This is a genomic window from Acidovorax sp. BL-A-41-H1, assembly GCF_051942715.1.
The window spans coordinates 1,536,242-1,554,213 of the sequence record NZ_JBPVJQ010000003.1 but is presented as its reverse complement, the minus strand read 5'-3'; the positions used below and the strand labels follow the sequence as shown (position 1 = coordinate 1,554,213).

Here is a 17,972-nt window from a genome sequence, read left to right as displayed (position 1 = left end):
GTAGTACGCAGCCCATCACTTCCCGATGCCCCCACCGGGTCACCCCATGACGCGGGTGGCATTGGGGGTGAGCTACAACGGCCAAGCCTACAGCGGCTGGCAGAGCCAGCTTTCTGGCAACACCATCCAAGACAAGCTGGAAACCGCACTGGCGCGGTTTGCGACCCATCGGTTGAGTACGCTGTGCGCTGGGCGCACAGATGCAGGCGTGCACGGGCTGATGCAGGTGGTGCACTTCGACACCGTGCTCGACCGTCCTGCGGCCTCTTGGGTGCGCGGCACAAATACCTTCCTGCCCCCGGACATCGCGGTGCAGTGGGCGCAACCGGTTCCGGACGACTTCCATGCGCGCGGCAGCGCAACAGCCCGGCGGTATGCCTACGTTCTGCTGCAGTCGCCGGTGCGGCCCAGCGTTGATGCAGGTCGGGTGGGCTGGGTTTTTCGCCCCCTGGACCATGACGCCATGCAGAACGCAGCGGACCAGCTTGTGGGCGAACACGACTTCACGTCATTTCGCGCCTCGGCCTGCCAGGCCAAGTCGCCCGTCAAGACGCTTCAACCCATCCGCATCACGCGCAGGGGCACGCAAGCGCCGCATCCCGAACTGGGCTGGGCGCCTTGCTACTGGCGCTTTGAGTTTGAAGCCAATGCCTTCTTGCACCACATGATCCGGAACATCATGGGATGCCTGATCGCCGTGGGCCAAGGCGACAAGCCCGCAGGCTGGATGGAGCATGTGCTGCAGACGAAATCGCGCGACGCGGCTGCCCCCACGTTCTCGCCAGATGGTTTGTACTTTCTGGGGCCCGTCTACGACGCCCGCTGGGGTCTGCCCCAGCGCACGGCTGCGTATGATTGGCTCCCATGACCACGACTTCTGACGCAAGCCTTCCACCCCACACATCGCGGCCCGTAAGCGGACGGGCCGGTGCCGAATTACGAGGATGGACGGGGCTTGACGATCTGGTGGGCCATCCGGATTCAGGGCTGCGCTACACCGCAGCGAGGACACGCATCAAGATTTGTGGGCTCACCCGTGAAGAGGATGTGGACGCAGCGGTTGCCGCTGGCGCAGACGCCATCGGTTTTGTGATGTACGCCCCCAGCCCGCGCGCGGTATCCCCGGAACGCGCGGCACAACTGGCAAGTCGGCTCCCGCCCTTCGTGTCGCCGGTACTGCTGTTTGTGAACGAAGCCACCGCGACTGTGCAGGCCATCAGCGCGCAGGTGCCCGGCTGTGTGCTCCAGTTTCATGGTGACGAAAGTCCGCAAGAGTGCATGGCGGGCGCCGCCAGCCCCAGCCGGTCCTACATGCGGGCTGCCAGGATTCCCCTTGGCGACGGTGCGGCGCAGTTCGACCTCGTAAAATACGCCAACGATCATTCTCACGCGCAAGCGATACTGCTCGACGCCCACGTCGAAGGGTATGGCGGCAGCGGCAAGGCATTCAATTGGTCACTCCTTCCACCAAGCGTCAGCTCTCACCTCGTTTTGTCTGGTGGACTCACGCCTGCAAACGTGACCGATGGCATTTTGCAAGTCCGCCCGCGTTGCAAGACGCTGGCGGTTGATGTCAGCTCCGGCGTTGAGGCCGATGGCCCCGATGGCAAGCCCGTCAAGGGCATCAAGGACGCCGAAAAAATCCAACGCTTCGTAGCCGCAGTGCGCGCGGCCGATGCACAGCTTGCAAAGAACCTTCATGACCTCCTATCAGCAACCTGATCCCGCGGGCCACTTTGGCCCCTATGGCGGCAGCTTCGTCAGCGAAACGCTGACACATGCCATCCAGGAACTGCGCGACGCTTACGCGCGCTACCAGCACGACCCCGAGTTTCTGGCCGAGTTCAACTACGAGCTCAAGCACTTTGTGGGGCGGCCATCGCCGATCTATCACGCGGCCCGGACGAGCCGCGAGATGGGCGGGGCACAGATCTACCTCAAGCGCGAAGACCTGAACCACACCGGCGCACACAAGATCAACAACGTGATCGGCCAGGCCATGCTGGCCAAGCGCATGGGCAAGCCACGCGTGATTGCCGAGACCGGCGCTGGCCAGCACGGGGTGGCCACCGCCACCATCTGCGCCCGCTACGGGCTGGAATGCGTGGTGTACATGGGCGCCGAAGACGTCAAACGCCAGAGCCCCAACGTGTACCGCATGAAGCTGCTGGGGGCCACCGTGGTACCGGTCGAATCGGGCAGCAAGACGCTGAAAGATGCCCTGAATGACGCCATGCGCGACTGGGTGGCCAATGTCGACAACACCTTCTACATCATCGGCACGGTGGCGGGCCCCCACCCCTACCCCATGATGGTGCGCGACTTCCAGAGCGTGATCGGCAAAGAATGCATCACCCAGATGCCCGCCATGCTGGCCGAGCAGAAGGTGCTGGGCGAGCAGCCCGATGCAGTCATTGCCTGCGTGGGCGGCGGCAGCAATGCCATGGGCATCTTCCATCCCTACATCCCGTTTGCAAAGACCCGCCTGATCGGCGTGGAAGCGGCTGGCGAGGGGCTGGAGTCAGGGCGTCATTCGGCCTCCCTGCAAAAAGGCAGCGCCGGCGTGTTGCACGGAAATCGCACATTCATCCTGCAGGATGAAAACGGCCAGATCACGGAAACGCACAGCATCAGCGCCGGACTGGACTACCCCGGAGTAGGGCCTGAGCACGCCTGGCTGCAGGAAATCGGCCGCGCCGAATACGTGGGCATCACCGACAAGGAGGCACTGGAGGCCTTCCACTATCTCTGCCGCACGGAAGGCATCATTCCTGCGCTCGAATCGAGCCATGCCGTGGCGTACGCAATGAAGCTGGCCAAAACCATGCGGCCAGACCAGTCCATCCTGATCAACCTGTCCGGGCGTGGCGACAAGGACATCGGTACCGTGGCTGACCTGAGCGGAGCAGACTTCTACTGCCGCCCCAGCTGCCAGGGCCAGTCGGTCAAGGGCGGTGAGCAGACCGTGAAAGTGATGATCAAATGAGCCGCATCGAAGCGACTTTTTCGACCCTGAAGGCCCAGGGCCGCAAGGCATTGATTCCCTATGTGACCGCGGGCTTTCCGTTCGCCGACATCACCCCGGCGCTGATGCACGGGATGGTGGAGGCAGGTGCCGATGTGATCGAACTGGGCGTACCCTTTTCAGACCCGATGGCCGATGGCCCGGTCATCCAGAAGGCGGGCGAGAAAGCTCTGAGCCTGGGTATCGGCATGGTGCAGGTGCTCGACCACGTACGTGAATTCCGCAAGCGCAACAGCACCACACCGGTGGTACTGATGGGGTATGCCAACCCGGTGGAACGCTACGACCAGAAGCACGGATCGGATGCATTTGTGCGCGACGCCGCTGCGGCCGGTGTGGACGGCGTGCTCATCGTGGACTACCCCCCGGAGGAATGCGAGGCCTTTGCCGCCAGCCTGCGCGCCCACGGCATGGACCTGATCTTCCTGCTCGCCCCCACCAGCACCGATGCACGGATGGTGCAGGTGGCCCGCGTGGCCAGCGGCTACGTGTATTACGTGTCGCTCAAGGGGGTCACGGGTTCGGGTGCGCTGGATACCGCCGCCGTCGAGCAGATGCTGCCACGCATCCGCCAGCACGTGCACATTCCGGTGGGCGTAGGTTTCGGCATCCGTGACGCTGCAACGGCGCAGGCCATTGGCAAGGTGGCCGATGCGGTCGTGATCGGCAGCCGGATCATCCAGCTGATTGAGGACCAGGAGCACGCCAAGGTGGTGCCCATCACCATCGACTTCCTGCGCGGCATTCGCAAGGCGCTGGACGCGTAGAATAAAGAGCATCCCCCTGAGCGGCTTTGCCGCTTCCCCCTTCTCTCGCGCTATGCGCGGGATGGGGGACGCTCCCAGCGCGGCGGGGCGGCCCTTGCGCGGGAGCCCTGGTCTTCGGGCCGCGCCAGTATCAAGGGCGCGCCGCCGCTGGCCCATTCATACAGAGGAAATCCATGTCCTGGCTTGAAAAACTTCTGCCCTCCAAGATCCAGCAGACCGACCCCACCGAGCGCCGCCAGGTCCCTGAAGGCCTGTGGATCAAGTGCCCGAGTTGCGAGACGGTGCTCTACAAGGCGGATCTGGAGCAAAACCAGAATGTGTGCCCGACCTGCAGCCACCACCATCGCATCGGCGCGCGTGCACGCCTGGATGCGTTCCTTGACGCCGAAGGCCGCTATGAAATCGGCCAGGAAGTCCTGCCGGTGGATGCCCTGAAGTTCAAGGACAGCCGCAAGTACCCCGAGCGCCTGAAAGAAGCGCTCGAAAACACGGGTGAGACGGACGCGCTCATCGTGATGGGCGGTGCCGTCAAGAGCATCAACGTGGTGGCCGCCTGCTTTGAGTTCGACTTCATGGGCGGTTCGATGGGCTCTGTGGTCGGCGAGCGTTTTGTGCGCGGTGTCGAAACCGCCATTGAGCAAAAGGTCCCATTTGTCTGCTTTACCGCCACCGGTGGCGCCCGCATGCAGGAGGGCCTGCTCTCCCTGATGCAGATGGCCAAGACCAATGCCGCCCTCACACGCCTGGCCAAGAAGGGCCTGCCCTACATCAGCGTCCTGACCGACCCGACCATGGGCGGCGTGAGCGCCGGTTTCGCGTTTGTGGGCGACATCGTGATTGCCGAACCCAAGGCCCTGATCGGTTTTGCCGGCCCGCGCGTGATCGAATCCACCGTGCGCGTGACATTGCCCGAAGGGTTCCAGCGCGCCGAGTTTCTGCAGACCAAGGGCGCCGTGGACTTCATCTGCGACCGCCGTGAACTGCGCAACACCGTGGCCAGCAGCCTGGCGATGCTTCAGCGACTGCCCGCCGACTCGGTGATGTAGTCAGCCGCTGCATCCATCGGCTCGCACCAGCGGTGCCAACTGATGCGCGACACCAGGATAAGCCACCCGGCAGGAAGCAAAAAGCTACTTTATTGATAGCATTCGACCATTGCAATATGTGCACTCCGCGGGCTTTTTGCTTTAATCGCCCGATTCAGCGCATCACGCTGGATTGCAGATGGCCAAGTACGATCATCGCCACTTGCAGCAGCACAAGCAGCACCAATGGCGAGAGGTCGATGCCCCGGGCCAGGGGCACGAACCTCCTTATCGGCCTGAGCACCGGTTCGCAAAGCCGCCCGATCACATCTGCAATGGGAGAGCGGGTCTGCAGCCACGACATCACGGCGTACACGATCATCAGACCGATCAGCCCGGACACAGCCACGCGCACCAACCCGAAAAGCGCCATCCACGGCAACCAAGCCCATGCGGCCCCAGCGCCTATCAAAAGCAGAACCAATGCGTACTGGACCAGTTGCACCAGGGCCGCGGCCATCAGGCTGGAGAGATCCCATCGCCCCACTGGCGTGATCACCTTTCGCAATGGCATCACTAACCAGTCGGTGAGCGCAAACACCAAGCCACCTACCGGATTGGAGAACGACACACGTTGCAGCTGCATGTAAAGCCGCAACAGGCAGGCGCCTGTGAGCAGGCCACCGATGACGTCAAGAAGAAAAGTGGCGATCTGGTAGAGCATGGCGAGCAACAAAGCGGCGGTACAGCTGCGAAAGCGGGTGAGGTCGTGGGATGATAGCGGCCAGCCTTCCACTTGCCCCATGCCACAGCCACTGACACTGTCATCGCTGCCTCTCTTCCCTCTGGGCTCCGTGCTCTTCCCCGGAGGGCTTCTCGCGCTACGGGTGTTCGAGGTGCGTTATCTCGACATGGTGCGCAAATGCCACCGCGCAGGAGCTCCGTTCGGCGTCGTGGCGCTTAGGGAAGGGAAGGAGGTGCGCCAAGCGGGTGCAGCGCAGGAACAGTTCGGCGATGTTGGGACATTGGCAACCATTGAAGCGCTGGACACCCCCCAGCCCGGGCTGATCACGCTGCTTTGCCGAGGCACGCAACGCTTTCGCATTCTGCGACGCACCCAGCTCACGCATGGCCTCTGGACGGCCGACGTCGAGCAGATCGATGACGACGTGGCGGTGCAGGTGCCCGACGACCTCAGGATGACGGCCACGGCGTTGGCTCAGGTCCTGCAGACACTGCGGCAGCGCGAACAGGGCGCCCCACACCTTGACGCGCCAACAGCAGCACAGCTAGAAGATTGTGGATGGGTAGCGAACCGCTGGTGCGAATTGCTGCCCGTTCCATTAGAGCTGAAGCAACGACTCATGGAGCTGGAGACACCCCTGGTCAGGCTGGAACTTGTGGGGGATGTGTTGGAGCGCACCGGCATAGCGCCTACCCTGTAGGCTTGACCCGTTTGCAAACCCTCCTGTCTGTCTGTAGCTCATCCTTTTCCTTCCGCACATGCTGAGTTCCATACTTTCGTGGCCACGATCCCTCAAGCGACTCTTTGTAGTTTGTCTGGACCTGTGCATCGGGATCATTGCCATGTGGCTGGCTTTTACCCTGCGCCTGGACACTCCGCACTGGCCGTCTGGTCTGCAGTGGTTAGCCTATGCCCTGGGACCGACCTTGGCACTTCCAATCTTCGTACGAATGGGCCTGTACAGGGCAATATTCCGTTACACGGGTGTCGCAGCGTTGATAACGACCGGAAAAGCTGTGGCGCTTTATGGCACCATTCTTTTGAGCATATTGCTCGCAGCACAATGGGAGGGCGTTCCTCGTAGCGTCGGCGTGCTGCAACCGCTAATACTGCTGCTGATGGTGGGCGCGAGCCGCGCACTGGGCTGGTTCTGGCTGGCGGGCAGGCCCGAAAATGCCACACACCGATTGTTGATTTATGGCGCCGGAAGTGCAGGCGCGCAAACAGCCGCAGCCATGCAGAACATGCGGCAGTACCGGCTTATGGGTTTTGTAGATGACGACCACAAAAAGGCCGACAGCACCATCAATGGCGTACGTGTCTACAGCCCGGGCAACCTGCCCGAACTGATCGAGCGACTGAAAATCACTGATGTACTGCTGGCCATTCCGAGCACCACCCGCGAGCGCAGACACGAGATCATTCAAGACTTGGGGGACGCTGCGGTGCGGGTGCGCACCTTGCCTGGGTTGTCAGACCTAGCCAGTGGCCGCGTCACCATGGCAGACTTTCAGGATCTGGACATTGAGGACTTACTGGGCCGGGAGCCAGTAACCCCGAACCCCCAATTACTAGACAGGAACATTCGGGGAAAAACCGTTTTGGTGACGGGAGCTGGTGGCAGCATTGGCAGCGAGTTATGCCGGCAAATCGCGGCCCAGTCTCCCGCGTGTTTGGTACTGCTAGACCATAGCGAATATGGGTTGTACAGCATTCACCATGAACTGGACGCTTTAAAGGGTAAAGGCATCCGCGTATCTGAGCTTGTGCCGATATTGGCGAATGTGCGAGATGAGTCGCACCTCGTACGCATCTGCAAGCAATACCGTCCGCACACTATCTACCATGCTGCTGCATATAAGCACGTGCCCATGGTCGAGGTCAATCCTGAGGAAGGTGTGCTGAACAACGTATTCGGGACCTTGCACACGGTCAAGGCTGCCATTGCAACCGAGGTGCAAGACTTCGTGCTGATTTCAACCGATAAGGCAGTACGACCAACGAACTTAATGGGTGCTACCAAACGCGTGGCAGAACTTATTTTGCAGGCCTTGGCAGCCTCCACAACTCACCCTTTTCCATCACATAAAGATACCGCGGATGCCACTTGGGAAAGCCCTACAAGGTTTTCAATGGTACGCTTTGGCAATGTGCTCGGCTCGAGCGGCAGCGTTATCCCTCTGTTTCGACGGCAAATCGCGGCAGGAGGACCCGTAACCGTAACCCACTCAGAAGTAACGCGTTACTTCATGACCATCCCTGAGGCCGCGCAACTGGTATTACAGGCAGGCGCTATGGCTGAAGGAGGCGACGTTTTCGTTCTGGATATGGGTACGCCTATAAAAATTTTGGAACTAGCAAAGCGAATGGTGAGGCTTTCGGGGCTAAGTATAAGGGACCAGAGCCACCCGCACGCTGACATCGACCTCGTATTTACTGGGCTGCGACCTGGCGAAAAACTATACGAAGAGTTACTGATCGGCGATAACGTACGACCAACGGAACATCTTCGAATACTGCGTGCCCGCGAGGAATACTTGTCCTGGGAAATATTACAACCACAGCTACAAGCCCTAGCTGAGGATATGCAAAGTCACCATGGGTCGAATCTTAAGGACTTGATTCGCCGGCTAGTTCCGGCCTACGCCCCAGAAACATTATGATGCATAGATTTAAAATCAATGCAATTATTTCAGCAAAGAGGTAGTGCATTATTTAGCCGGTGGCGACGAAAACAAGTGCGACGGCTCCACAAACAGGAAGACCTGCATACAACCCTGGAATTCAGTAGCTATTTTTTGTGAAAAGACGGTGTGACGCTCACTGTCATAGACATATCCTTTTGAATTTTCAAAGTGTGATGGTAAACAACAAGGCGTTTCTTGTTATTTTTTCCAGTTTCAACGAACACAAAAAATATGTCAAAGCTTTTTCCGGCAACCACCACGCCAGCACCAGCCCCTACTGACAGTACGTCGGACAGAAGGGCACCAATTTATGTTACTCAGCCTGCCCTCCCGCCGTTGCAAGACTTCATTCCTTATCTTGAGGATATATGGACCACGAAAATTCTCACAAATGCAGGCCCGTTTCACCAGCAGCTTGAAAGAGCACTGTGTGATTACCTGGGTGTGCAGCATCTGGCGCTTTTTTCTAACGGGACGCTAGGTCTGGTTACTGCGCTACAAGCCCTACGCATAACGGGCGAAGTCATCACCACACCGTATTCCTTTGTGGCAACCGCCCATTCTCTACTCTGGAATGGGATTAAACCTGTTTTCGTGGATGTACACCCCGACACCCTCAACCTTGACCCTGCTCGTATTGAGGCCGCCATCACCCCGCAAACTACTGCGATCATGCCAGTGCATTGCTATGGCCACCCTTGTGACGTAGATGCCATACAGCGTATTGCCGAAAAATACAACCTGAAGGTGATCTACGACGCCGCCCATGCCTTTGGCGTTCAAGATGCAGGGGGCAGCATCCTGCGCCACGGCGACCTGTCGGTAGTTAGCTTTCACGCCACCAAAGTGTTCAACACCTTCGAAGGGGGCGCCATCATCTGCCCCGACGTCAAAACCAAGCAGCTTATAGACCACCTGAAGAACTTTGGCTTTGTTGATGAAACAACCGTCGTAGCGCCTGGGATTAATGGAAAGATGAGCGAGATTAATGCAGCGTTTGGCCTACTGCAACTCAAGCACGTCGATGCTGCGTTAGCCGAACGTGCACTAATAGATGCGTTCTACCGCGAAACACTTAAAGACGTACCGGGGATTCACTGTCTTCAAAAATCCGGCGAGCGCGTTGCTAACCATTCGTACTTTCCGATATTGGTAGAGCGAGATTATCCACTAGATCGCGACACACTCTACTACAAATTCAAGGAAAATAATATATTTTCACGCCGATATTTCTATCCCCTGATAACCGAGTTCCCGATGTACCGAGGAATACCATCCGCGTGTGGCGAGAACTTGCCGGTGGCTATAGCTGCCGCTCAAAGGGTTCTTTGCCTCCCAATTTATCCGGGCCTGACTTATTCAGATTTGGTGCGCATAACCTCCATCATCAAAGGAGAATAAGATGGAAAGAATCACCTTTGGACTAATTGGCGCAGGCGGCTTTGGACGCGAGGTGATGCCATTTGTAAAAGATAGCGTTTCGAAATCCTTGCTGACCCCTATATGCAATATTGATGCCTACTTCGTTGAGACCTGGCAACCTAGAGATCGTCAAGTAAACAACTATCCCATCATTTCTTTAGAAGATTTTTCTAGAATCGACGGGAAGAAGTTTTTTAACATTGCCATCGGTAACGGGGAACACCGTGCATCACTAGTTGCCGAAGCGAGCTCCAAGGCAGAGCCACTCACTTTATTATCTCCACAGACCCTTGTGTTGGACTGCAACGTTATAGGAGCAGGCTCAATATTTTGCGCCAATACAACAATTACATCAAATACGATTATTGGCAAATTCTTCCAATGCAATATTTATTCTTATATTGCACATGACTGTGTTATTGGCGATTTTGTTACTTTTGCGCCTGGCGTTCACTGCAATGGACGAGTTCATATAGAAGATTACGCTTATATCGGAACAAACGCCGTGATTCGGCAAGGCACCTCGGACAAGCCTCTTCGCATAGGAAAGGGTGCTGTCGTAGGGATGGGAGCTGTAGTCACAAAAGATGTACCTCCTGGCGCAACGGTCATTGGCAATCCTGCCCGCATTATGGAAGGCCGGTAGTTTGTGTCCCTAAAGCGCAACATCCTCACCAGCTATGTCAGCCAGATTTACGTTAGCTTGGTCGGTATTCTGGTGCTGCCACTGTACTTGCGGTACATGGGGGCGGAGGCTTATGGCCTTGTAGGCTTTTTCGCCATGCTCCAGGTTTGGTTCAATCTGCTCGACCTGGGGCTCACGCCCACCGTGGCGCGCGAAACCGCCCGATTCAGAGGTGGTGCAATCAAGGAACTGAGCTACCTCCGACTGTTACGTGGGCTGCAAATTATTTTTTGCACCATGGCCGTGCTTGGCGGCGGCTTATTGTTTGCATTTTCCGGTGTGCTTGCCGAGCACTGGCTCAACGTTCAAAGCCTGCCGATTTCACAGGTACAACTGGCGTTGCAATTGATGGCTGTAGGCGTGGCCTTCCGCTGGATGTCGGGTCTTTACCGAGGATGTATTTCAGGGGCCGAACATCTAGGCTGGCTTGGCGTGTTCAACGTACTCATAGCCTCGATCCGATTTTTGGGCGTGATGCCCTTTTTGATCTGGATAGATTCAAGCCCGACGACATTTTTCATTTACCAAACTACTATATCCCTTCTTGAAACCGCGGGGCTTTTTTTAAAAACGAGCCGCTTAAACGCACACTCCGGTGACAGGAAAACTATTGGTTGGCACCCAAAAATACTGACACACGATTTACGTAAAAACTTGCAATTCTCCTTGTCTATTGCGTTCACATCGACTGCTTGGATCATAGTTTCGCATACCGACAGACTGCTACTTTCTAAATACCTTCCACTTGCCGATTATGGATATTTTACTTTAGCCGTACTTGCAGCAAGCGCGGTGCTGCTGATAAATAGCCCCATCAGCAGTGCATTGGTACCGAGATTGACAAAACTACATGCAGAAGGGAAGAACGATGAGCTCATCGCACTCTACTGCCGCGCAACCCAATTAGGAACTACTATTGCAACTCCTGCATGCGTTTTGTTGGCATTTTTTCCAGAAGAAATAATTTTTTCTTGGACGGGGGATAGAAATCTTTCGAGCCATGCTGCACCTGTCTTACAAATCTACGCCGTTGGAAACTTTCTGGTGGCGCTAGCCACGTTTCCGTATGACCTCCAACTGGTCAAAGGTAATTTAAAAAAACACGTCCAAGGAAATATTATTTTTATAGCCTTCTGGATTCCATCGATAGCATGGAGCACATCAAAATACCACGCCATGGGGGCTGCATACACATGGTTGTTTTTTAATAGCTTATATTTTTTTATCTGGCTTCCGCTGGTGCACAACCAATTTCTAGAAGAGCTCCATAAGAAATGGGCACTTCAAAACATTGCACCGATTTTTGCAGCCGGCCTTTTATCCGCGTTCATGATTCGCAGAATCTTCGAAACGCCCTCCGCCAGAGACGAAAGTTTATTACTGGTATTGTCCGCCGGTTTTTTTATAACAGGCTGCTGCTTGATTTCATCAAGGCTCGGAAGAAATTCGCTCACTAAATTTTTCAAAAAATGAAAAATTTTATTATTTACGCACCGTCTTACGACTCATCCAGCGGTGGAACAATAGTCCTTCACAAACTATGCGATGAGTTAAACAGGGGAAATGCCAATTGCAAAATTTATCCACTACAGCATTATAAAATACAAAAAAATCCACTGGAAATAGCAAAATCACTAATTAGAACAACGGTCTTGAAAATATTAAAAATCTCATTCAAGACAAATAGTCATTTTGAAACACCGGTTGTCACCGATTTCGACAGGGAAAATACCGTCGTAATATATCCGGAAATTGTTAAAAACAACCCACTCGGCGCGAAACATATTGTTCGATGGCTGCTATTCAAAGACAATTGGTTCTCAGATCACCCGGAAAAATATCAAGACAACCTGTTCTTTTTCTACCAAGAAGCTTTTCGCCCTATTGAAAACAACATTCATTGCGCAGGCGAATTGCAGATAACACATTTACAAACGGAGATTTACTTCAATCGTGGAAATCAGAAGAGGCAAGGCACCTGCCACGCCATAAGGAAGGGGAGAAAATTTGGAAAAATATTGGCGCCAAGATCTTTGTTGATAGATAAACTTTCACACGAAGAGATTGCATCCGTCTTTAATAATTGCGAAAGATTCATTTCATACGACCCCTACACACTTTATTCGCAATATGCCGCGATTTGCGGATGTCTTTCCATTGTTGAGCCGATTGAAAATTTGACCAAAGAGCAGTGGCAACCCATTGAAGGACTTCGATATGGCGTTGCATACGGAAATGAAGATATCCATTGGGCAATCAACTCACGGGAAAAAGTTTTACCCTATCTAAAAAGCAAGGAAGAAGAAAATAAGGAGTCTGTAAAACGATTCATATTCGAATGTGAAAAATTTTTCAAAATCCAAAATGAATTTTTATGATACTTACTGCATCATAGTAACATTCTTCCCGAAACAACAGAAACTTGCGCAAGTTGTCCGAAGCATCGCCGCAAACAACTGCAAAATAGTAATTATTGACAACACCACCGAAAACACGGAATTCAAAGACTTACCAGATCATCATGTGATTCGATTAGGGAAAAACACTGGGATATCCTACGCGCAAAACGTAGGTATACGCTTCGCGATAGAACAGGGAGCAGGCTATATATGGCTAAGCGATCAGGATACAATATATTCAAGAGATTTCCTTGAAAAAATGCTTGCCGCCGCTATCGACTGTCGCAAGCATGGAATTAACTTTGCCGCACTCGCTCCAGTGTATTTCGACACCCAAAAACGCTCGCCTCAGCCTTTTATTAGACATAATCCTTTTACAGAAAAATTCACCCCAATGGGCGGCCTGAACGAAATATCTCACTCAATCGCTTCAGGCACCATAATTCCGATTACAGTATTAGAAATCACGGGATTAATGCAAGAAAATTTGTTCATTGACTGGGTTGACTTGGAATGGTGTTGGCGCGCGAAAAATATATTCGGTTATCGAATAATCGGCGTCGGAGATGTACTAATCCAGCACACTCTTGGCGATGGATTTGTAGTTTTTCTCGGGAGAAAAGTTAGTATCCGTTCGCCTCTGCGGCACTACTACATGGTACGAAACGCTGTACATATTGCACTGCACTCACGCTCAGCGACCATACCTATCCGGTGCGAGATCTTTGTCAAAGCGGTTGCATGGACGTTCATCTTTCCGCTGATCGCCCCCAGCCCAAAAAGACAGCACCTGCGCGCAACGCTGACGGGGCTTTGGGATGGTCTGCGCAACCACATGGGCCAGAAATCCCTGACCTGAGCCAAACTTGATGCACAAACCCGACAAACAGCCCATAGTGCTCGTCCTACTGGCCGCGTTTAACGGCATGGCCTATCTGCCGGCCCAGATGGCCTCGCTGCTCGGCCAGCAAGCAGTCGCGGTGAAGGTTGTCCTCAGCGTGGACTATTCCACCGATGGTACCGAGGCTTGGGCGGCCGAGCTCGCAACACGTGAAGCGCAGGTTTCGGTACTGCCAGGGGGCCAGGTTTTTGGTGGTGCAGCGCCCAATTTCTTCCGCCTGCTGCGCGATGTGGACATGGCCGGTTGTGACTACGTGGCCCTGGCCGATCAGGACGATCTGTGGCACACCGACAAGCTGGCTCGCGCCTGCCAGCAACTGCGACTCACAGGTGCGGCGGGCTATTCGGGCAACGTCACCGCTTTTTGGCCCAGCGGACAAGAGCGACTGATCGACAAAGCCCAGCCGCAGCAGCCTTGGGATTTTTTGTTTGAAGGTCCAGGTCCAGGGTGCACCTTTGTGCTGGCGCAACCAGTGGCGCTGGCGCTGCAAACGTGGATTCGCCAGCAGGGGCAGGCGCTGCATCCGGTGGACTTCCATGACTGGTTCATTTACGCGTGGGCGCGCGCGCGGGGCTCTCAATGGCTGATCGATGCTCAGCCGCACCTGCACTACCGGCAGCATGCCCACAACCAGCTGGGCGCCAACGCCGGGTGGCGGCCCCTACTGCACCGGGCCCGGCAAATGGGCAACGGCTGGTGGCTGGGCCAAGCCATACTGTTCGCCCGACTGCTGCAACTGCAAGAGCACCCTTTTGTGGCACCCTGGCTGCAAGGGCAGCGGCGCGGACTATTACAGCTGGCCCTGCGGGCCGGGCAATGCAGACGGCGGCCGCGTGACCAGCTTCTTTTCTTTTTGTCATGCCTGTGGATGGCGATCTACTTGCCCGGACGCGGGAGGGCGCCATGCGCACCTGCCTGATCACCGGGGCCTCCGGCTTTATTGGCAAGGCTCTGGCCTCTGCGCTTGCGCACGCCCAGCAGCCGTGGCAACTGCGTTTGGTGGGTCGCAGCGCTGCGCGGCTACCTGACTGTGCAGGGGCCACGCAACACACGATCCGCGCACTGGATGCCAGCACCGACTGGTCTGGCATGCTTCAAGGTGTGGATGTAGTGGTGCATGCTGCCGCCCGGGTGCATGTCCTGCACGACACTGCCATCGATGCACCGGTGCAGTACCGCCGCACCAACGACGAAGGTACGCTGCGGCTGGCGGAACAGGCTTCGGCGGCGGGGGTCAAACGTCTGGTTTTTCTGAGCACCATCGGCATCCATGGCTTGGGCCAAGACCTTCCGTACCAGGAAACCGACACTCCAGCCCCAAACGGTCCCTACGCCCAGTCCAAGCTGGACGCCGAGCGCGGACTTCAGGCACTGGCGGTGCGCACAGGGCTGGAGGTGGTGGTGATTCGCCCACCACTGGTGTACGGCCCGGATGCGCCCGGCAACTTCGCTCGGCTGGCGGCCGTCGTACGCAGAGGCATTCCTTTGCCGCTGGGCAGCGTGCGCAATCTGCGTAGTTTGGTAGGCGTGTCCAACCTGGTCAGCCTCATTGACACCTGCATGACCCACCCCGCTGCTGCTCAGCAGACGTTTTTGGTGAGCGATGGGCAAGATCTTTCCACCCCCGACCTGATCCGGCGCATGGGGGTGGCTCTGCACCGGCCTGCGCGGCTGCTACCTATGCCTTTGCCACTGCTGCGCTGGGGCGCGGCCTGCGTAGGCAAACAATCTACGCTGCAGCAACTGACCAGCACGCTCCGAGCCGACATCCGTAAGGCGCGCGCCGTGCTGAACTGGACGCCACCGCTGACAGTCGATGCCGCCCTGGCCGAAGCGCTCTCACCTCAGCGAAGGCCATGAAGCGATTGATCGACCTGTCGCTTGCCTTGTTGGCTAGCCTTTTGTTGGCCTTGCCCCTCGTGCTGATTGCACTCTGGGTCAAAGTCACATCACCCGGTCCGGTGCTCTACTGGTCAGACCGCGTTGGGCGTAACAATGCCCTCTTTCGCATGCCCAAGTTCCGAAGCATGCGCATCGATACGCCCGAGGTTGCCACCCATTTGCTGGAGCACCCCGAACAATGGCTTACCCCCATAGGCAGCTTTTTACGCCGCAGCAGTCTGGATGAACTGCCTCAGCTATGGAACGTTCTGCGTGGCGATATGAGCCTGGTGGGGCCTCGCCCGGCGCTGCACAACCAGCATGACCTGATCGCACTCCGTACTCGCGCAGGAGTTCACGTCCTGCGCCCAGGCCTTACGGGCTGGGCCCAAATCAATGGCCGGGACGAGCTGCCAGTCGAGCAGAAAGTCGCCCTGGATACGTGGTACCTGCACCACCGCTCGCTTAAGCGAGATGCAATGATTCTGCTGAGCACTGTTTCGGCTGTGCTGCGACGCGATGGAGTAAGCCATTGAGCCTCAACCAGGCCGATCCTTCAAACAGCCACCCAACACATGCACATCGCGAGCCAAGACGGGGTACGCAGCCCGGACAACTTCAACCACAGCACTTTGAGCCACCACGTTTTCGATCGACAAGGGATTAAGACCCTCTTGTTGTGCGCAGGGTTGGATGCGCGCGAAACCACAGAGACACATATCGATTTTTCGGATTTGCAATAAAACCGACGTAACCCAGTGGGCGGCAATTCACACCCATCCGCCCGCGCTACACGCGAAAACTTAAAATTGCCGATTTTGGTTCAAACCACTGCCCCCTTACGGGCGGCCTCCCATGTCTGACAACAATACATCCCCCACCACAGCCCCTCCCCAAGACGACAACCAGCTCATCGCCGAGCGCCGCGAGAAGCTGCGCGCCCTGCGCGAAGCACAGGCTGGCGGAGGCGCCGTGGCGTTTCCCAACAACTTCAAGCCCGCGCACAAGGCGGCGCAGCTGCACCTGGAACACGCGCAGGCCGACAGCGAGTCATTAGAAACCACGCCGGTCACAGTCTCGGTGGCCGGCCGCATGATGCTCAAGCGCGTGATGGGCAAGGCCAGCTTTGCCACGGTGCAAGACGGGTCCCTGGGTGACGTGGGCGGGCGCATCCAGCTCTACGTGACGCGTGATGCGCTGGGCGAAGACCTGTACGCGGCCTTCAAGCACTGGGATCTGGGTGACATCGTGGGCGCCGAGGGCACCTTGATGAAGACCAAGACGGGCGAGCTGTCCATCAAGGTCACCAGCCTGCGCCTCTTGACCAAGAGCCTGCGCCCCCTGCCCGACAAGTTCCACGGCATGGCCGACCAGGAGCAGAAATACCGCCAGCGCTATGTGGACTTGATCACTGACGAGCACGCGCGCAAACGGTTCATGGCGCGCAGCAAGGCCGTGAGCAGCCTGCGCGAGTTCATGGTGAGCCATGGGTTCCTGGAGGTCGAGACGCCCATGCTGCACCCCATCCCGGGCGGTGCCAATGCCAAGCCGTTCGTCACGCACCACAACGCGCTCGAGCAGGAGATGTTCCTGCGCATCGCGCCAGAGCTGTACCTGAAGCGCCTGATCGTGGGCGGGTTCGAGCGCGTGTTCGAGATCAACCGCAGCTACCGCAACGAAGGTATCTCGGTGCGCCACAACCCCGAGTTCACCATGATGGAGTTCTACGCGGCGTACTGGAACTACCTGGACCTGATGGACTTTACCGAGACGCTGATCCGCGAGGTGGCGCTGAAGGCCACAGGCTCGCTGCAGATGACCTACCAGGGCCGTGCGGTGGACCTGACACAGCCATTTGCCCGCCTGACCATCCGCGAAGCCATCTTCCAGTACACCGAGGCCGGTGCCCATGTGGACGATGCGGCCTGGCTCATCAGTGCCCTCAAGAAGCTGGGCATGACGGAAGAGAAAGACAAGCTCTCCACCCGGTCGCTCGCCAGCCTGCAGGTGTTCTACTTTGAAGAAACGGTGGAAGACAAGCTGTGGCAGCCCACCTTCATCATGGAGCACCCGACCGAAATCAGCCCGCTGGCCCGCGCCAACGACACGCGCCCCGAGGTGACCGAGCGCTTTGAGCTGTACATCACGGGCCGCGAATTCGGCAATGGTTTCAGCGAGCTCAACGACGCCGAAGACCAGGCCGCGCGCTTCCACGCCCAAGTCGCCGCAAAAGACAGCGGCGACGACGAAGCGATGTTCTACGACCACGACTTTGTGCGTGCACTGGAATACGGAATGCCGCCCACCGGCGGCTGCGGCATCGGCATTGACCGCCTGATGATGCTGCTGACCGACAGCCCCAGCATCCGCGATGTGATCCTGTTCCCGGCCCTGCGCCGCGAGAGCTGATCCGAACCCGCTCTGGCCTACCCTAC

At 56.8% G+C, this 17,972-nt stretch carries 17 protein-coding genes; 16 read left to right on the top strand and 1 reads right to left on the bottom strand.

Annotated elements, in window-relative coordinates:
• Positions 1–46 precede the first annotated feature (46 nt).
• The 5 genes from truA to accD all read left to right on the top strand — a co-directional run bounded on the left by truA (position 47) and on the right by accD (position 4,838).
• On the top strand, positions 47–868 hold the full coding sequence (gene truA / locus ACTPOI_RS07910) for a tRNA pseudouridine(38-40) synthase TruA (protein WP_440108050.1): 822 nt from the start codon (positions 47–49) through the stop codon (positions 866–868).
• Complete coding sequence (locus ACTPOI_RS07905) at positions 865–1,722, top strand: phosphoribosylanthranilate isomerase (protein WP_440108049.1); 858 nt, start codon at positions 865–867, stop codon at positions 1,720–1,722. Before truA ends, ACTPOI_RS07905 begins: the two co-directional genes overlap by 4 nt.
• On the top strand, positions 1,700–2,986 hold the full coding sequence (trpB, locus tag ACTPOI_RS07900) for a tryptophan synthase subunit beta (RefSeq protein ID WP_440108048.1): 1,287 nt from the start codon (positions 1,700–1,702) through the stop codon (positions 2,984–2,986). The genes ACTPOI_RS07905 and trpB overlap by 23 nt, the downstream gene beginning before the upstream one ends.
• Positions 2,983–3,792, top strand: a complete 810-nt coding sequence (gene trpA / locus ACTPOI_RS07895; protein ID WP_440108047.1) for a tryptophan synthase subunit alpha — start codon at positions 2,983–2,985, stop codon at positions 3,790–3,792. The genes trpB and trpA overlap by 4 nt, the downstream gene beginning before the upstream one ends.
• 173 nt (positions 3,793–3,965) lie before the next feature.
• Entirely contained in the window at positions 3,966–4,838 is an 873-nt protein-coding gene (gene accD, locus ACTPOI_RS07890; protein ID WP_440108046.1) for an acetyl-CoA carboxylase, carboxyltransferase subunit beta, read from the top strand.
• 154 nt (positions 4,839–4,992) lie between these two features.
• Here accD and ACTPOI_RS07885 read toward each other — a convergent pair whose 3' ends face one another.
• Positions 4,993–5,541, bottom strand: a complete 549-nt coding sequence (locus ACTPOI_RS07885; protein WP_440108044.1) for a YggT family protein — start codon at positions 5,539–5,541, stop codon at positions 4,993–4,995.
• Between the two features lie 79 nt (positions 5,542–5,620).
• Between ACTPOI_RS07885 and ACTPOI_RS07880 the strand changes: the two genes are divergently transcribed.
• The 11 genes from ACTPOI_RS07880 to lysS all read left to right on the top strand — a co-directional run bounded on the left by ACTPOI_RS07880 (position 5,621) and on the right by lysS (position 17,946).
• A complete protein-coding gene (locus ACTPOI_RS07880) occupies positions 5,621–6,262 on the top strand; it encodes an LON peptidase substrate-binding domain-containing protein (RefSeq protein WP_440108042.1) in 642 nt (213 codons plus the stop codon).
• Between the two features lie 58 nt (positions 6,263–6,320).
• On the top strand, positions 6,321–8,225 hold the full coding sequence (locus ACTPOI_RS07875; RefSeq protein WP_440108041.1) for a polysaccharide biosynthesis protein: 1,905 nt from the start codon (positions 6,321–6,323) through the stop codon (positions 8,223–8,225).
• 255 nt (positions 8,226–8,480) lie between these two features.
• On the top strand, positions 8,481–9,650 hold the full coding sequence (locus ACTPOI_RS07870) for a DegT/DnrJ/EryC1/StrS family aminotransferase (RefSeq protein WP_440108040.1): 1,170 nt from the start codon (positions 8,481–8,483) through the stop codon (positions 9,648–9,650).
• A 1-nt stretch (position 9,651) separates the two neighbouring features.
• Complete coding sequence (locus ACTPOI_RS07865; RefSeq protein ID WP_440108039.1) at positions 9,652–10,317, top strand: acetyltransferase; 666 nt, start codon at positions 9,652–9,654, stop codon at positions 10,315–10,317.
• A gap of 3 nt (positions 10,318–10,320) precedes the next feature.
• On the top strand, positions 10,321–11,829 hold the full coding sequence (locus ACTPOI_RS07860) for an oligosaccharide flippase family protein (protein ID WP_440108038.1): 1,509 nt from the start codon (positions 10,321–10,323) through the stop codon (positions 11,827–11,829).
• Positions 11,826–12,734: a hypothetical protein gene (locus ACTPOI_RS07855; protein WP_440108037.1), complete on the top strand. Its 909-nt coding sequence runs from the start codon at positions 11,826–11,828 to the stop codon at positions 12,732–12,734. The genes ACTPOI_RS07860 and ACTPOI_RS07855 overlap by 4 nt, the downstream gene beginning before the upstream one ends.
• On the top strand, positions 12,697–13,614 hold the full coding sequence (locus tag ACTPOI_RS07850) for a glycosyltransferase family 2 protein (RefSeq protein ID WP_440108036.1): 918 nt from the start codon (positions 12,697–12,699) through the stop codon (positions 13,612–13,614). Before ACTPOI_RS07855 ends, ACTPOI_RS07850 begins: the two co-directional genes overlap by 38 nt.
• A 10-nt stretch (positions 13,615–13,624) precedes the next feature.
• Positions 13,625–14,575, top strand: a complete 951-nt coding sequence (locus ACTPOI_RS07845) for a glycosyltransferase (protein ID WP_440108035.1) — start codon at positions 13,625–13,627, stop codon at positions 14,573–14,575.
• A complete protein-coding gene (locus tag ACTPOI_RS07840) occupies positions 14,560–15,516 on the top strand; it encodes an NAD-dependent epimerase/dehydratase family protein (RefSeq protein ID WP_440108034.1) in 957 nt (318 codons plus the stop codon). The genes ACTPOI_RS07845 and ACTPOI_RS07840 overlap by 16 nt, the downstream gene beginning before the upstream one ends.
• Positions 15,513–16,073, top strand: a complete 561-nt coding sequence (locus ACTPOI_RS07835; protein ID WP_440108033.1) for a sugar transferase — start codon at positions 15,513–15,515, stop codon at positions 16,071–16,073. Before ACTPOI_RS07840 ends, ACTPOI_RS07835 begins: the two co-directional genes overlap by 4 nt.
• 319 nt (positions 16,074–16,392) lie before the next feature.
• On the top strand, positions 16,393–17,946 hold the full coding sequence (gene lysS, locus ACTPOI_RS07830; protein ID WP_440108032.1) for a lysine--tRNA ligase: 1,554 nt from the start codon (positions 16,393–16,395) through the stop codon (positions 17,944–17,946).
• The last annotated feature ends 26 nt before the right edge of the window (positions 17,947–17,972 follow it).

What these genes read in the sequence shown, in the direction of transcription:
- ACTPOI_RS07880 (WP_440108042.1), top strand. Translation starts at nt 5,621, where the DNA reads ATGCCACAGCCACTGACACTGTCATCGCTGCCTCTCTTCCCTCTGGGC.
- truA (WP_440108050.1), top strand. Translation starts at nt 47, where the DNA reads ATGACGCGGGTGGCATTGGGGGTGAGCTACAACGGCCAAGCCTACAGC.
- ACTPOI_RS07885 (WP_440108044.1), bottom strand. Translation starts at nt 5,541, where the DNA reads ATGCTCTACCAGATCGCCACTTTTCTTCTTGACGTCATCGGTGGCCTG.
- ACTPOI_RS07870 (WP_440108040.1), top strand. Translation starts at nt 8,481, where the DNA reads ATGTCAAAGCTTTTTCCGGCAACCACCACGCCAGCACCAGCCCCTACT.
- lysS (WP_440108032.1), top strand. Translation starts at nt 16,393, where the DNA reads ATGTCTGACAACAATACATCCCCCACCACAGCCCCTCCCCAAGACGAC.
- ACTPOI_RS07905 (WP_440108049.1), top strand. Translation starts at nt 865, where the DNA reads ATGACCACGACTTCTGACGCAAGCCTTCCACCCCACACATCGCGGCCC.
- trpA (WP_440108047.1), top strand. Translation starts at nt 2,983, where the DNA reads ATGAGCCGCATCGAAGCGACTTTTTCGACCCTGAAGGCCCAGGGCCGC.
- ACTPOI_RS07875 (WP_440108041.1), top strand. Translation starts at nt 6,321, where the DNA reads ATGCTGAGTTCCATACTTTCGTGGCCACGATCCCTCAAGCGACTCTTT.
- ACTPOI_RS07855 (WP_440108037.1), top strand. Translation starts at nt 11,826, where the DNA reads ATGAAAAATTTTATTATTTACGCACCGTCTTACGACTCATCCAGCGGT.
- ACTPOI_RS07835 (WP_440108033.1), top strand. Translation starts at nt 15,513, where the DNA reads ATGAAGCGATTGATCGACCTGTCGCTTGCCTTGTTGGCTAGCCTTTTG.
- ACTPOI_RS07865 (WP_440108039.1), top strand. Translation starts at nt 9,652, where the DNA reads ATGGAAAGAATCACCTTTGGACTAATTGGCGCAGGCGGCTTTGGACGC.
- trpB (WP_440108048.1), top strand. Translation starts at nt 1,700, where the DNA reads ATGACCTCCTATCAGCAACCTGATCCCGCGGGCCACTTTGGCCCCTAT.
- ACTPOI_RS07840 (WP_440108034.1), top strand. Translation starts at nt 14,560, where the DNA reads ATGCGCACCTGCCTGATCACCGGGGCCTCCGGCTTTATTGGCAAGGCT.
- accD (WP_440108046.1), top strand. Translation starts at nt 3,966, where the DNA reads ATGTCCTGGCTTGAAAAACTTCTGCCCTCCAAGATCCAGCAGACCGAC.
- ACTPOI_RS07845 (WP_440108035.1), top strand. Translation starts at nt 13,625, where the DNA reads ATGCACAAACCCGACAAACAGCCCATAGTGCTCGTCCTACTGGCCGCG.